At 63.8% G+C, this 15,684-nt stretch carries 8 protein-coding genes; 1 reads left to right on the plus strand and 7 read right to left on the minus strand.

The features are described 5' to 3' along the window. Positions 1-16: 16 nt before the first annotated feature. A complete protein-coding gene (locus OH686_RS12755) occupies positions 17-472 on the minus strand; it encodes a hypothetical protein (protein WP_289533006.1) in 456 nt (151 codons plus the stop codon). A gap of 27 nt (positions 473-499) precedes the next feature. Continuing rightward, entirely contained in the window at positions 500-2,701 is a 2,202-nt protein-coding gene (gene uvrD / locus OH686_RS12760) for a DNA helicase II (protein WP_289533008.1), read from the minus strand. 228 nt (positions 2,702-2,929) lie between these two features. Between uvrD and OH686_RS12765 the strand changes: the two genes are divergently transcribed. Further along, positions 2,930-5,809, plus strand: coding sequence for a GGDEF and EAL domain-containing protein (locus OH686_RS12765; RefSeq protein WP_289533010.1), 2,880 nt, complete (start codon positions 2,930-2,932; stop codon positions 5,807-5,809). On the opposite strand, the gene trhP is transcribed toward OH686_RS12765, so the two are convergent. From trhP to OH686_RS12790, 5 genes are all read right to left on the minus strand, one after another. Continuing rightward, positions 5,784-7,115, minus strand: a complete 1,332-nt coding sequence (gene trhP, locus OH686_RS12770; protein ID WP_289533012.1) for a prephenate-dependent tRNA uridine(34) hydroxylase TrhP — start codon at positions 7,113-7,115, stop codon at positions 5,784-5,786. The genes OH686_RS12765 and trhP overlap by 26 nt on opposite strands. 542 nt (positions 7,116-7,657) lie before the next feature. Further along, a complete protein-coding gene (locus OH686_RS12775; RefSeq protein ID WP_289533015.1) occupies positions 7,658-8,044 on the minus strand; it encodes a hypothetical protein in 387 nt (128 codons plus the stop codon). After that, positions 8,041-12,873 carry an RHS repeat-associated core domain-containing protein gene (locus OH686_RS12780; RefSeq protein WP_289533016.1) on the minus strand — a complete coding sequence of 1,611 codons (4,833 nt, stop codon included), beginning with the start codon at positions 12,871-12,873 and terminating at the stop codon, positions 8,041-8,043. The genes OH686_RS12775 and OH686_RS12780 overlap by 4 nt, the downstream gene beginning before the upstream one ends. Then, positions 12,870-13,610: a DUF4123 domain-containing protein gene (locus tag OH686_RS12785; protein ID WP_289533017.1), complete on the minus strand. Its 741-nt coding sequence runs from the start codon at positions 13,608-13,610 to the stop codon at positions 12,870-12,872. The genes OH686_RS12780 and OH686_RS12785 overlap by 4 nt, the downstream gene beginning before the upstream one ends. Further along, on the minus strand, positions 13,600-15,663 hold the full coding sequence (locus OH686_RS12790) for a type VI secretion system Vgr family protein (protein WP_289533019.1): 2,064 nt from the start codon (positions 15,661-15,663) through the stop codon (positions 13,600-13,602). Before OH686_RS12790 ends, OH686_RS12785 begins: the two co-directional genes overlap by 11 nt. Positions 15,664-15,684 lie beyond the last annotated feature (21 nt).

The raw sequence follows: 15,684 nt of genomic DNA on the forward strand, positions 1-15,684 counted from the left end.
GACGAGCGGGGTAGCTCTACCAAGGGGCGGTTGAATCTAAAGTGATCGGGCCGAGATCCTTTTTATCGTTGGTGAAGCTCAGGTCGACGTAGTACCACTGGCCTTTGACGGAGCGGAAGCGCACGGTCAGTTGCATCAGGCCCCCGTCCTCTTTCTCGATCAAATACCAGCGCCGTTGATACAGGTCCGCCGCATTCTTGCGGGTGATGGGGTGCACCTTGTACACGCCTGTGCCGAGCCACCTTTTTAAGGTTGTCTCAGTCTCTTTCAAGTCACTGGTTGGCTTGAACCAGGGCAGGTTGTGGGGTTTGAAGAGGTCATTCAGGCATCTGTTGGCAAATGCCTCTTCATCTTCGATACAGGCGATATAGGCGGCCTCGAACTTGTCGAGATCGGCAATCGGCTCGCCGGCCTGGATGGTGTGGCAGAACAGGCCGAGCGACAGCCCGGCCAGCAGCTTCCTTGCATTCATCTGGTTCTTCCTTGTGAGTGAATCTGCTTACATCGCTTCCAGCTTGGCGTAGGCCAGCATCAGCCACTTGCTGCCTTCGCTGGCGAAGTTGACCTGCACCCGCGCCTGGGCGCCGCTGCCTTCGAAGTTGAGGATCACGCCCTCGCCGAACAGGCTGTGGCGCACGGCCTGGCCGAGGCTGAAGGGCGTCTCCGGCACGGCCGCGCCGGCGAATATCGAGCCGCCGCTCATGCTGCGGCTGGGCGCCGCGTAGGGACGGCTGACGCTGTTGCTCAGGCGCACTTCCTGGATCAGCGCCGGTGGAATCTCGCGGACGAAGCGCGAGACCTTGTTGTAGGTCTCGCTGCCGTACAGGCGGCGGGTCTCGGCGTAGGTCAGCACCAGGTTCTGCATGGCGCGGGTCACGCCGACATAGGCCAGGCGGCGCTCCTCCTCGAGACGGCCGGGCTCCTCCAGGCTCATCTTGTGCGGGAACAGGCCTTCTTCCATGCCGACCAGGAACACCAGCGGGAACTCCAGACCCTTGGCGCTGTGCAGGGTCATCAGCTGCACGCAGTCCTCGTGCTCCTCGGCCTGGGCGTCGCCGGCTTCCAGCGAGGCATGGGTGAGGAAGGCGGCCAGGGGTGACAGCTCGTCGTCTTCGTTGTTCTCGAAGTTGCGCGCGGCGCTGACCAGTTCCTCGAGGTTCTCCACCCGGGCCTGGGCCTTCTCGCCCTTCTCGGCCTGGTGCCAGGCGATCAGCCCGCTCTGCTCGATGACGGTCTGGGTGATCAGGTGCAGGGGCATGTCCAGCACCTTGGCCGCGAGGTTCTCGACCAGCTCGACGAAACCGCTCAGGGCGGTGGCGGCGCGGCCGGTCAGGCCCTTGTTAGCGATCAGCTGCTGCATCGCCGCCCACATCGACAGGTCGGCATGGCGCGCGTGCTCGCGAATGGCCTCGACGGTCTTCTCGCCGACGCCGCGGGTTGGCACGTTGATCACCCGCTCCAGCGCGGCGTCGTTGTGGCGGCCGTCGAGCAGGCGCAGGTAGGCTACGGCGTTCTTGATCTCGGCGCGCTCGAAGAAGCGCTGGCCGCCGTAGATGCGGTAGGGGATGCGTTCGCGCAGCAGGGCCTCTTCCAACACCCGCGACTGGGCGTTGGAGCGGTAGAGAATGGCAATCTCGCTGCGCTTGAGGCCGTCCTTGCGCAGGGCCGCCTCGATCGACTCGACCACGTAGCGGGCCTCGTCGTGTTCGTTGAAGGCGGCGTACAGGCTGATCGGCTCGCCGTCGCTGCCGTCGGTCCATAGCTCCTTGCCCAGACGCCCGTTGTTGTTGGCGATCAGGGCGTTGGCCGCCTTGAGGATGCCGGCGGTGGAGCGGTAGTTCTGCTCCAGGCGGATCATCTGGGTATCCGGGAAGTCGCTGGAGAACTGCTGGATGTTCTCGATCCGCGCGCCGCGCCAGCCGTAGATCGACTGGTCGTCGTCGCCCACCACCATCAGGCTCTCGCCACCCTTGGCGAGGAAGCGTAGCCAGGCGTACTGCACGGCGTTGGTGTCCTGGAATTCGTCGACCAGGATGTGCTTGAAGCGCTTCTGGTAGTGCGCCAGCAGGTCCGGCTTGTCGCGCCACAGATCCAGGGCGCGCAGCAGCAGCTCGGCGAAGTCGATCACCCCGGTGCGCGCGCAGGCGGCCTCATACGCCTCGTAGATCTTCAGCATGGTGGCGAGGAACAGGTCACCGCCGGGCTGGATGTTCTTCGGCCGCAGGCCCTCGTCCTTCTGCCCGTTGATGAACCACTGGGCCTGCTTGGCCGGCCAGCGCTGTTCGTCCAGGCCCAGCTCGCGGATCACCCGCTTGACCAGGCGCTGCTGGTCGTCGGAGTCGAGAATCTGGAAGTTCTCCGCCAGCCCGGCTTCCTGCCAGTGCGCGCGCAGGATGCGGTGGGCCAGGCCGTGGAAGGTGCCGACCCACATGCCGCTGGGGCTGAGGCCGAGCATCTGCTCGATGCGCTGGCGCATCTCGGCCGCGGCCTTGTTGGTGAAGGTCACCGACAGGATGCTGTACGGCGAGGCACCGAGAAACTGGATCAGGTAGGCGATGCGGTGCACCAGCACGCGGGTCTTGCCCGAGCCGGCGCCGGCCAGCACCAGCTGGCGGCCGAGCGGGGCGGCCACGGCCTGGCATTGCGCATCGTTGAGGGAGGCGAGGAGGAGTTCTGGGTCGAAGGCGGGATTGTTCTGCATCGCGGCATTCTACGGGCCGGGTAGGGGGGCGGCAAACCGCGGGCGGACGGGCGAGAGCCTGCTGCGCTCTAACTCGCGAGATCGCCAGCGGGCTCTGTCGATGTCAGTGAACAAATGTTCGCCATCTATCGCGCCGAGCTGGTAAAAAGCCATCATCGGACTTGGGCAGCCCCTCTAGCTCGGGTATGCTCGGGAAAAGTCAGGCATCCCATTACAAGAACATCGCCTATGACCCAGTCTCTTCGAGGCGCCTCTGCCAACGTGGTGGCGGAGGAGTCGCGCGCCATCCATCAGCAGTTCGCCACCGAGATCGCGGTGGAGCGGACTCGTCTGCTGTATCAAGGCTCCCAGGTTCCCACCTTCTTCATGCTGCTCAGCGCCCTGGCCTGTGCCGGCCTGCTCTGGCAGCCACAGGGCGGTCTGCTGTTGGCCGGCTGGCTGGTGTGGGTGGTGTTGCTGGCGGTGCTGCGCCTGATCCAGATGACCGCCTTCAACAGCGCGCTGCCGTCGCGCCAGGCCAACCCGCACTGGCGCCGGGTGTTCCTGGTGGGCGCCGGGTTGTCCGGCCTGACCCTGGCCTGCGCCGCGATCTTCCTGGTGCCCGCCGACCGCTTCCTGTTGCAGGCCCTAGTCTATGGCCTGATCGCCGCGGCGATCCTCTCCGCCAGCGTGGCCTATGCGGTCAGCCGCGCGGCCTTCCTGGCGTTCGCCCTGCCGTGCCTGGTGCCCTCCATCGTCTATCTGCTGCTCAGCGACAACGCCCGCCAGCAGGCCTGGGGCGCGCTCGGCCTGCTGATGCTGCTGAGCCTCTGCGTGGTGGCCTGGCAGGTCAATCGCCTGGTGCAGGCCAGCCTGCTGCGGCGCTTCCAGAACCAGGCGCTGATCGAGCGCCTGGAGCATGCCCGCGAGAGCGCCGAAGGCCTCAATCAGGAACTGGCCCGCGAAGTGGAGCAGCGTCGCCGCGCCGAACGCGAGCTGCGCAAGGCCCATGGCGATCTGGAGATTCGCGTGGCTCAGCGCACCCTGGAGCTGGATGACGCCAGCCACGCCCTGGGCAAGAGCGAGGCGCGTCTGGCCTTGGCCCTGGAGGCCAGCGAGCTGGGCCTGTGGGACTGGGATCTGCAGACCGACGAGGTGCACCACAGCCACCTGGAAAGCATCTTCGGCATCAGCCAGGAGGAGGTGAAGGGTGTGCTCAGCCACCTCAAGCCGCGCCTGCACCCGGACGATCTGCCGCTACTGCGCCGGGCCTTGGTCGAACACCTCAAGGGCCGTACCGACGGCTACTGCGTGGAATACCGGGTGCGCCACGCCGACGGCCGCTGGCTGTGGGTCGAGGACCGCGGCCGCGCCGTGGAGCGCAACGCCCAGGGCCAGGTGGTGCGCATGCTCGGCACCCGCCGCGACATCACCGAACGCAAGCGCCAGGACGAGGAGCATCGCCTGGCCGCCACCGTGTTCGAGGCCACCAGCGAGGGCATCGTCATCCTCGATGCCGACTACCTGCTGCTGTCGGTCAACCAGGCCTTCAGCGAGGTCACCGGCTACCGCAAGGAAGAAGTGCTCGGACGCAGTGTGGCGACCCTGATCAGCAGCCGCGACGCCCGCCGCCAGTACCAGCTGATCCGCCAGGAGCTGGAGCGCCACGGCAGCTGGCGTGGCGAGCTGACCGAGACGCGCAAGAACGGCGAGCTGTACCCGCAGTGGCTGCAACTCAACGTGGTGCGCGACGGCCGTGGTCGCGTCAGCCATATCGTCGGCTTCTTCTCCGACCTGTCGCAGCGCCGGCAGACCGAGGAGCGCCTGCGCTATCTGTCGCACTACGACGAGCTCACCGGCCTGGCCAACCGCAGCCTGTTCCGCGAGCGCCTGCACGAGGCCGGCGAGCGCTCGCGCCAGGACGAATCGCGCCTGGCCCTGCTGCACATCGACCTGGACCGCTTCAAGCTGCTCAACGACAGCCTCGGCCATGAAGTGGCCGACCAGCTGCTGCGACAGATGGCGCGCCGCCTGATCCAGGCCGCACCGGAGGCCGATACCGTGGCACGCCTGGCCGGCGACGAGTTCGCCATCCTGCTCGACGACTACGGCAGCCTCTCGGCCCTGGCGCGCACCGCCAGCCGTCTGTTGAGCAAGCTGCGCACGCCTATGGACGTGGGCGGCCACGAGCTGGTCATCAGCGCCTCGATCGGCATCAGCCTGCTGCCGGACAACGCGCGGGAAATCTCGGCGCTGATCAGCCAGGCCGGCATGGCCATGCAGCATGCCAAGCACCTGGGCGGCAATACTTTCCAGTTCTACACCGACAATCTGCAGGCCTGCACCCTGGAACGCCTGCAGCTGGAAACCCAGCTGCGCAAGGGCATCGAGGATGGTCAGCTGGAGGTGTTCTACCAGCCCAAGCTGTGCCTGGTCGACGACAGCCTCAACGCGGCGGAGGCACTGGTGCGCTGGCGCCATCCGGCCTTGGGCCTGGTGCCGCCCGGCGAGTTCATTCCGCTGGCCGAGGAAACCGGGCTGATCGCGCCGATCGGCGAGTTCGTCCTGCGCCAGGCCTGCCTGCAGGCGCGTGAATGGCAGCGCCAGGGCCTGGCCGACCTGCGGGTGTCGGTCAACCTGTCGGTGCATCAGCTGCGCCAGGGCAACCTGATCGGCCTGGTGCGCCAGGTGCTCGACGAGACCGGCCTGCCGCCGCGTCTGCTGGAACTGGAACTGACCGAGAGCCACCTGCTGGACAACGTGGAGAATGTCATTGCCACCTTCCAGCAGCTGCGCGACCTGGGTGTGAAGCTGGCGATCGACGACTTCGGCACCGGCTATTCCTCGCTCAGCTACCTCAAGCGCTTCCCGGTGGACTACGTGAAGATCGACCAGACCTTCGTCCGCGACCTCTCCGCCGGCGGCGAGGATGCGGCGATCACCCGCGCGATCATCGCCATGGCCCACGGCCTGGAGCTCAAGGTGGTGGCCGAAGGCGTGGAGACCCAGGCGCAGATGGACTTCCTCAAGGCCCAGCACTGCGACGAGATCCAGGGCTTCCTGATCAGCCCGCCGGTACCCGCCGAGCGCTTCGCCGAGCTGCTCAGGGCGCAGGCGGAGATGTGTTGAAGCGCAGCAGCAGGGCGTGATTCAGGTCGATATCCGCCGCTAGCGGCAGGTAGACGATATGGCCGTCGCCCGGCGCGATGTCGGTCGCCGTGCCGTCGCCCTTTTCCAGACGGTTCAGCAGGAAGCTGCGGTTGCCGCGCGGGGTCATCAGTTCCAGGCGGTCGCCGATGGCGAAACGATTCTTCACCCGCACCTCGGCCAGTTCGCCCCGCCGCTCGCCCGTGAACTCACCGACGAACTGCTGGCGCTCCGACAGCGAATTGCCGCGCTGGTAGTTCTGATATTCGTCGTGTACGTGGCGGCGTAGGAAGCCCTCGGTGTAGCCGCGGTTGGCCACGGATTCGAGATCGTCCATCAGGCTAAGATCGAACGGCCGCCCGGCCACGGCATCGTCGATGGCCCGGCGATACACTTGGGCCGTGCGTGCCACATAGAAATGGCTCTTGGTACGGCCCTCAATCTTCAGCGAGTGCACGCCCATCTGCAGCAGGCGCTGGACATGTTGCACGGCGCGCAGGTCCTTGGAGTTCATGATGTAGGTGCCATGCTCGTCCTCGAAGGCTTCCATCAGCTCGCCTGGCCGAGTGGCATCCTCCAGCAGGAAAGTGCGCTCGGTCGGCAGGCCCTCGCCGAGTGTCGGCGAGCAGCCGCGGACGATACCGCCCAGCTCGTTCTCCCGACCCTCATGGGCCTGGTATTGCCAGCGGCAGGCATTGGTGCAGCTGCCCTGATTGGGATCGCGCTTATTGATGTATCCAGAAAGCAGACAGCGTCCTGAGTAGGCCATGCACAAGGCGCCATGGACGAACACCTCCAGCTCCATGCTTGGCACCTGCTGGCGGATCTCCGCTATCTCCTCCAGCGCCAACTCGCGGGACAGGATTACCCGGCTCAGCCCCTGACGGCGCCAGAACTCCACGCTGGCCCAGTTCACCGCATTGGCCTGCACCGACAGGTGCACCGGCATCGCGGGAAAGTGCTCGCGCACCAGCATGATCAGTCCCGGGTCGGACATGATCAGCGCATCCGGCCCCATGGCCACTACCGGCTCCAGATCCCTGAGGAAGGTCTTCAGCTTGGCGTTATGCGGCGCGATGTTGACCACCACATAGAAGCGCTTGCCCTGGGCATGCGCCTCGGCGATGCCGATGTTCAGGTTGGCGTGGTCGAACTCGTTGTTGCGTACCCGCAGGCTGTAGCGCGGTTGCCCCGCGTAAACGGCATCGGCGCCATAGGCGAAGGCGTAGCGCATGGCCTTGAGGGTGCCGGCGGGGGAGAGCAGTTCGGGGGATTGGAGCGGGGACATGGCTGCGCTTGCATAGGGATAAGCGCAGAGGGTGGCAGGAGGAAAGATTTCAGGTATTGACCCAGAGCAGCTGAGCGTTGTGTGCTCGTTGTGGTTGCGTAAGAGAAACTAAGTGCCGTGGTCGCAATTATATTGAGCTCAAAATCATATTTTGTGCGGTTGAGATTCTGTCTATCAATTCTTTGTGGGACTTCGCGCTGAAAATATGTGTGGGATTTTCCCAGTCGAATTTGCTAATTACGCGGATCTGGAAGCAGCCGGAGGGATCAAATGAGGGATACCATCCAACATCGAGAAGGTACCCATTATTATAAAGCACTTGCAGCATGTCCTCTTTTAAGCAGTCTGGGTCTAATGTTTCTCCACTTAAAGAAATAACGGAGCTGAGTTCATCGAAGTCTACTCTGCCCTGCAATAATGAAAGGATATTGATTTAGAGTTCCCTTGTTCAGCGTTGGATGATGGTGATACCACCTGAGATATCAATGTTATCTTAGGGCGCTTGAAGGTTAGTGGTCTCTCTGTGTTCGCAGTTGCTGGAATTATATGTTAATGGGATATAATTTGACGTGTGCTGACTCCAGTTTTATTGATCTTGGATAGGGGTGTGGTATTCCGGATATTTCTATTAATATTATAGATCCACCGAGACTAATGGCGGCGCAGCCGTCGTGGTCATACTGAAGAAGCTCTGCGGAAATACTGAGAATGTTATTGTTCAGAGAGGTAATGTTGGAGGCTTCATCGGACTCCCAAGCACTTTCTCCCCATATAAAATCATCATCAATATTCATCTCTACTTCGTATGACTCTTTTTCTTTAGGTTCGGGCCCTGCCCAAGCCACCGATGCCCCACCCCCTAAGGGGGAAACGAAGTCCACGAATAGATCTGAGCCGAAGTGCGAAATTTTTTCTATTTGAATTCTCATGGTTGACTCTTGGGTAGTGGTACTCGGATCACTGTATTGTCAACGTTCATTACATTGTTTTGTAGATCAAGTGTCCACGTTTCTTCATGATAATGATGTTTCGTTGGCTTGCTAGTCATTTCATGATCGCCGTAGCGAATACTTCGTTTACCATCGGCGGAGACGATTCTGTCCGGATCTGGCTGGCCAGTTCTAGGATGGATATTTGTATGCGGGCCAGGACCTAAAAACTCATCCCATTTGCCTGTTGCGTCTTGTGGCTTTACGGGATGCGCCCCATATACCTCATTGTGGTAGCCACGCTCAGGAATGGGAGAAGATGGTGCTTGCTCGTCCACGGTTGGTGGGCTGGTCGCATCTTGGTCAGTTGGGGGGCACTGTCCTGGTGTTGTATGCAGGCCGAGTGGGTCCACCCACCCCGTCGGATTGGGCACGTACTGGTAGTTATTCAGCCCGCCAGCCAGCTTGATCGGATCTGGTGTCAGGAACGATCCCGTGCCGGGGTTGTAGTACCGATGCCGGTTGTAATGCAGCCCCGTCTCGGCGTCGAAATACTGGCCTTGGAAGCGCAGCGGATTGTCGACCTCCGCGACCTCTATCTTGGCCAGGCTGCCGTATGCACGGTACTTCACCGACCAGAGAATCTGTCCGCCGGTACTGGTCAGCTCTTGCGGGGTCCCCAGGTGGTCGAGCTGGTAGTAGAAGGGCTCGGTGGCTTCACTCTCACCCTGCAGCAGCGCCAGTGGGCGGAAGGTGCCGGGTTCGTAGACATAGCTGCGGTAGTGCGCCGGGCCGCTTTCGGCGATCAGGCGCTCGCCCTGCCAGAGGAACTCGGTGGTCTGGCCATCCACTGTCTTGGCGATGCGTCGGCCAAAGGCGTCGTAGCGGTACTGGACCTGGCGACCATCCGGCAGGCTGGCGGCGATCAGGCGGTGTTGGCTGTCGTAGCGGTATTCGGTGACCAGCCGCTGTCCCGCTCCGCGCCGCTCACGCACCAAGTTGCCGAAGGCGTCGTAGTCGTAGTGGCTGTCGCCCTGCATCAGCAGGCGGTTGCCCTTGACGTTGGCCAGGCCTTCCGGCGCGGCGCCGTTCTGCGCCAGCAGGGTGCCGGCTGGGTCATGGGCGAAGCTCTCCGGCAGGTCACCGCGTACCGCCACCAGGCGATCCAGCGGGTCGTAGTGGAAGCTGCGATTGCCCTTGCGCGAGTCCTCGATGGCGGAGAGGTTTCCGCTGTCGTCATAACGGTACTGGCGTTGCAGCAGTTGACGATGATCGCTGCGTACCCGATGGGCCTGTAGCCGGCCTTGGTCGTCGTAGTCGTATTCGCTGAGCAGCGCCCCCTGGCGCCGGTAGCGCTCGCGCCCCCGCTCGAACTGGTGACGGGTCAGTGGCTGGCCGTTGAGGTCGATGCCTTCCAGCTCACCGCCCGGACGGTAGCGGTAGTCCAGACGGCTGCCATCGGGCAGGCGACAGTGGCCGAGCTGGCCGAGGGCGTCGTACTCGTAGCGTAGGGTGGCCCAGCCCTGGTGTTCCTCGATCAGACGGTCACGCAAGTCGTAGGAGTAAGCTAGCGGCCATTGCCCGTCGTCGACACTGACCAGGCGGCCCAGGCCATCGTAGGCGTAGTGAATCTGCTCGCCATCGGGCAGAGTCTTGACCAGCAGGCGTCCCGCACTGTCGCGCTGATAGGCGGTGATCCGCTCACTGCCGTCTTCGGCGAACTCCTTCTTCTCGATCAGGTGGCCGGCGAGGTCGTAGCGGTAGGCCGTCTTGCGCCCGTCGAAGCCGGTCTCCTGGCTGATCAGCCCATTGGGGTGGTAGTCCAGGCGATAGTGTTCGCCGCGCTCGTTCTCAATATCGGTGAGCAGCAGGCGTGCGTTGTCATAGCGATAGCGCAGCTGGCTGCCGTCAGGGTTGATGCGGCGGCTGACCAGGTGCAGGCCGTCAGCGTACTCATAGCGAGTGATGCGGCCCTGCTCGTCGCGTTCGCTGGTGACCTTGCCGTAGGCGTTGTAGCTATAGGCGCGGGAGCCACCGCCGGGCAGAGTCACTTGGGTCAGGCGATTGGCCGCGTCCCACTGGTACTGGGTCAGTGCACCGTGCTCGTCCTGCCGGGTGATCTGGCGGCCGAATGCGTCGTACCGATAGCGGCGGGTGCCTGCACCAGGCAGCTGTTCCTCGATCAGCTCGCCTTGGGCGTTCCACACCAGTAGGTGCTGACTGCCGTCCGGGTGGCGGATCTCCAGCAGGCGGCCGCGGGCGTCATAGCGATAGTGAGTGCTCTGGCCGAGCGGGTCGATCTGCTCGGTGATGTCGCCCTGGGCGTTGCGCTCGTACTTCCAGGTCGCCATGCCACGTCGCACGCTGCGCACCTGGCCGTCGAAGTAGCTGTAATGGACCGCCTCGCCCTCCGCCGGGATTCGCGTTTCCAGGCGACCGGCCTCGTCGTAGCGGTATTCGGTGATCGCACCGAGCGGGCTCTGCTCGGCGATCAGCTGGCCCTTGTCGTCGTAGGCCCGGAGAGTCTCGGCACCATCCGGGTCGACCTGGCGCACCAGGCGCGCGTTCTGGTCGTGGACGTAGGTTTCTTCGCTGCCATCGGCGTTGACGACGGTGACGCTGCCTTTGTCGTCCCAGACGTAGCGGGCGTCCATCTGGCCGAAGTTGGCCCAGTGATGCACGCAACGAGCCTGCTTGCCCTGGCCCTGCCATTCCCAGTAGAAGGCTGCCCCGCCGGCCAGTTGGCGTTCGAGAATTACGTTGTCCTGGTCGTAGCGATAGTGCTCGGTCTCGCCCAAGGCGTTGCTGGCCGCAATCAGTTGGTCGCGTTCGTTGTACTGATAGCGAACCAGCGTCTGCACGCTCTGCCAGCTGGCTTCCTCGTTCTCGGCAGGCCGCTGGATCTGGTAGTCGACGGCGACGATATGGCTGCCCTTGTAGCGCAGCAGCAGGGCGCGTCCGGCGCCGCTGAGACGTTGCGGACGGCCGACCAGGTCGCGACTCAGGCCCAGGCGGTTGCCATAGGCATCGCTGATGGCGATCAGATAGCCGCCTCGGGCATCGCGGCGGAAGTGGTAGAAGCGCGGTGTCTTGCCGGCCTGTGCCAGGATCAGTTCGGCGGGATCCTGGCCGAGGTAGATGGCGGCGCGGGACAGGCGATTGGTGATGGCCGGGCGCTGCTCGCTGGGCATGGGGAAACTGGTGCGGCGATTCTCGTGATCGGTCCAGACCAGTTGATCGCCATCCAGCTCCAGGCGCTGGGCCAGGCTGTGGCTCCAACCGTAACCCAGGCCGCAATCCAGTTCCGCGGCGCTGGTGCGATACAGCCTGTCCCAGGCGAAGGGCAGCACGCCTTCCAGGGTACCGTCGGTAAGGGTGAGCAGCTCCTCGCCTGTGACCATCGATACAGGGCATTTGTCGGTGCAGGTCTTGTCGGCCTGATCCGCGGCCTTGTCACTGGGAGTCTTGGACGGTGTGGAGACATCGTCCACCGGCTCGACCTGTTTGAGTGAGGTGGCGCTTTTCGGCTTCTTGCGCGGATAGACGGTGGCATCCGGTTCTATTTGAGAGGCGCCTGTCTTCCCGGCGGCGCCGCTGGAGGCCGTTTGGCTGCGTGCCTCATCGGCTTTTCCTGCGCTCCGGCGTCTCGCCGGTTTGGCCGGAGGTTGTGCGCTTTGCGCCGGAGTAGGCGGATCGATCTTCAGCGTGGCTTTGCGCGTCGGCTGCATAGCTCCACTGCCGTGGGCTAAGAGCGGCTTGGACGAACTGGCATGCGGCGCTGCATGACCTCTGCTGAACTTCATCAGCATTGCGGTGAAGTCTTCGATCAGCTTGAGCACACGTCCGCCATTCTTGGCGGCACTCAGAGCCTTGGTGCTGACGCGCACGGCCAGTCCGATACCACCGGTGAGCACCACGCCGAGCAGGATGTTGAGCAGCACCTCGCCGGTCAGCTCGGCCAGCACTTCGGTGCAGGTCTGCGGCGGTAGCATGCTGGCCCAGGCCACGATCGCGGCGACGTAGATCCACAACAAGGGCTCGTCGCTGGCAATCAGCAGGGCGGTTTCCAACCCTTCCTTGGAGGCGTTGTAGATGCGCTTGATCTCTTCTTCGGTGAAGAACTTGCGCAGCTTCTGATAGTTCTCGCGGGGATGGGCGACCAGGTCATACAGCGACTTGATGTCTTCCCAGAGCCCCATGATGACCTTGACCAATCCCTTCCATGCCGCCTCCAGCTCCTGCAGGAGCTTTCCGGTCATGCTGGCCGAATCATGCGCGCGCCATAGCGGCAGGAACTGGCTTTCCCATTGGCCTTTCAGCCAGCCTTCCAGCTGGCCGATCACGCCCTGATAGGAGTTGAACAGGGTGTCGATCTGCGCGCGGGTCGGGTTGGGGAAGAAGGTGACCTTGTACTGCTGGTGAGGGATGCAGCCGGTGACTTCCTTGATGCCGCTCGGCCCGATGGTGACGTCGATGGCCTTGGCGATCTCGTTCTTGCCGAAGAAGCGCCCGTCCTCCACCGGCACGACGCGGGCCAGGGTATTGCCGATTGGGACGAAGCGCGCCGCCTCGAAGCTGTGCACCAGGGTCAGCTTGCCGTTGGCCGGGCAGGTGGCGTAGAGGGTGGCTGGGTCCTTGTCGTCCTTGTCCTGGGTATCGACCTCGTCGCCGACCTTGAACTGCTGCTCGGCGTCGAGAACGCCGCCGTACCAGGCTTCGCTGACGTCCCGATAGTCGTTCAGGCAGGTACGGAACTGCTTGAGAATGTCCTGAACATTGGGCTGCTTGGCGTTCAGGTGGCCGATCAGGGAGCCGATCACAAAGCTCATGGGGTGACCTCGTGTTCCAGGTGGGCTCGTAGCCGCCCGCTGTAGTTGTCTTCCGTGAGGGGGGTGCGGCGCACGAAGCGCTCGACCTTGTGCCGCAGGTTCTTCTGAGGCACGGCGAAATAGAGTTCGGCGTGCTCTTCCAGCAACCACTGCATCAGGTTGTCGACCAGGGTGGATGGGTTTTCCTCGGTGAGTACCTTGGCCAGCACCTGGGGAACCTGCCACCAGGGATAGTCGCGCGGGACTGGCGGTGTGCTGGTTGCGATGCTCAGGGCCTGGCCGTTGATCAGCAGGTGATCAAATACCGGTAGCAGCTCACCCGCTGCATCGCCCAGGTGGTACAGGATCGGCAGCAGATGGCTACCGTCCCAGTGGCGGAAGAACACCTCGGTGCCGTCAGGCATAAACACCTGAGTCAGGCTGCGCAGGTGGTCGAGGACAAGGTCGGGTTCATGAACGGAGAGCGCCAGCCAGCCCCAGTCCTGGCTGGGGGCTTCGTCCACCCAGTCGAAAAAGCTGCTGTCGAGCTGCAGCTCACCCAGGTATGGCATGACTTCCTGCCAGCCGGCGTAGGGCGTGTCGCTCCAGATCGGTCGCGGCAGGCTGACGCTGTCCTGCTGGTAGTAGGCCTGCAGCGGATTGGCTTCGCTGGCGTTGCCCATCACTACATAGAGACGCTGCCCTTCCCTCCACTCCGCCTCCAGCCAATCCCGGACCGAGATCGCTTCAGATGGCACAGGCGCCTCCCTTGCACTTCTCGCACTCCTCGCAGAAAGGCGCGTTGCGCTTGAGTGTCTGGATCTGCGCCGGGGTCAACAGGGCGCCTGCCTTGTCGGCATCGGCCTGCATAAGTGCACCCGGCCGCAGGACGGCGATGCCGCTACCAGCACCCGGCGCACCGCCGGAGTTCATCTTGATCGTCGCGCCGCTGAGGGTCACGCCGCTGGGGTCAAGCTTGAGCCAGCTGCCGCCGCCCTTGGCGGTGAGTTCCATGCCGGCGTCGATGACTACCTTGCTGCCGGCGTAGTAGTGGATCTCGTTGCCCGCCTCGACAAACTGCCCCGTGCCCAGCTTCACATGCTGGTTGGTGGCCACGGTCAGGTGGTCATTGGCGCGGATCTCGGTCTTGCGATCCTGGTGGGTGGTGCGGTGCTCCTTGGCCTTGAGCTCGGTGTAGCTGTTGGCCTCGACGGTGTCGTGGCGCTCGTGGCCGATGCGGATCTTCTGGTCGTGCTCGACGTTCTCGTCCCAGTCCTTCTGGGCGTGGATATAGATCTGCTCCTGGCCCTTGCGGTCCTCGATGCGCAGCTCGTTGTAGCCGCCACCGCCTGGTGAGCTGAGAGTCTTGAATACGGTTCTGGTCTTGTTCGCCGGCAGGTCGTACGGGACCACATGTTCCTTGTGGTACAGGCAGCCGGTGACCAAGGGCTGGTCGGGATCGCCTTCTAGGAAAGTGACCAGCACCTCCATGCCGATGCGCGGGATGGCGATGCCGCCGTAGCGGTCGCCGGCCCAGCTGGAGCTAACGCGCAGCCAGCAACTGGTGGTGTCGTCGGCCTGGCCTTCGCGGTCCCAGTGGAACTGCACCTTGACCCGACCGTATTGGTCGCAGTGGATCTCTTCGCCCTTGGGACCGGTGACCACGGCGCTCTGGCTGCCGAGGATGCGCGGCTTGGGGTGGTCCAGCGGCGGACGCCAGGGGGTGTCCCAGGGCGTGGCGCTGAAGCGGTTGCGGTAGCCCTGGTTGAAGCCGTCGTCGGCTTGTCCGTCTTCCTTGCGCCCGCCGATAAAGCTGGTGATGGACTCTTCCAGCACCTGGGGCTGCTTGCCCTCGTGGTGCACTTCATTGAGTAACCACAGCTGGTTCCAGTCCGCGCGCGGATGGGCGGACAGGTCGAGGAAGTGACCGCTGCGCAGCAGCGGCTGATCGCTTTCGCCTTCGGCCAGCTGGTGGTCGCTGCGATGGCGCTCCAGGGCGCGCTGAGACAAGTGCTTGCCGCGGCCGCGCTCGGTGAAGCGGCCGGGGTAGTCGTAGTCTTCCAGGTCCGGCTTGGCCTCACCCTTGTGCGCGGCCTCCAGCTGCAGGCGCGGTTTCTCGAAGTCGTAGTCGCGGCGGGTGACGCGGCTGGTGCGGGTGGCCAGGCGCAGGGCGAAGCGCTTGATCACCGGGTCGTCCGCCACCAGGCCAGAGTCCTGCTGGTAGGCGGTGGGGGCGAGCTTGGGAAAACCGGTCTGGTCGTCGCCGAACACCAGCACATGGCCGTCGGGCCTGTGCTGGAAGTGGTAATGGATGCCTTCTTCCTCGCACAGGCGCTGGATGAAGTGCAGGTCGGATTCGTCGTACTGCACGCAGTAGTCGCGAGCAGGATAAGTGCCGCCGAGCTGGAAGCGCTGACCGCTGCCTTCGAGGATGCCGTGCTCGCTCAGCACCTGGGCGACGATCTGCGGCACCGTCAGGTGCTGGAAGGTGCGCTGGTTGATGCGGTGGCCGAGCCAGGCCAGCTGCGGACGCAGGGTCAGGTGGCAGCGGGTCAGGCGCTGGCCGGAGTCGCCCTGGGCGCAGGCGTGCACCTGGGCGTGGATGCCGTTGCCCTGCGCATCCAGGGTGAGAAAGGCCGGTTGGCCGAGCAGGGCTTCGAGGTCCAGGTCCGGGCGCTGGCTGACCAGGGTGACCTCGAACACGAAGGGCTGGCTGAGTGCCTCATGGCCGGTGAACTCGAGGACCTGCAGGTCGTGCTCGACGCCGGGCAGGCTCAGGCTGAAATGCGTCTGGTTGGCGGGGGCGAACATCCGTTGTTCCTTCTGCCGAAA

Source organism: Pseudomonas sp. SO81, from assembly GCF_030374125.1.
In the GTDB taxonomy this organism is placed as follows: domain Bacteria; phylum Pseudomonadota; class Gammaproteobacteria; order Pseudomonadales; family Pseudomonadaceae; genus Aquipseudomonas.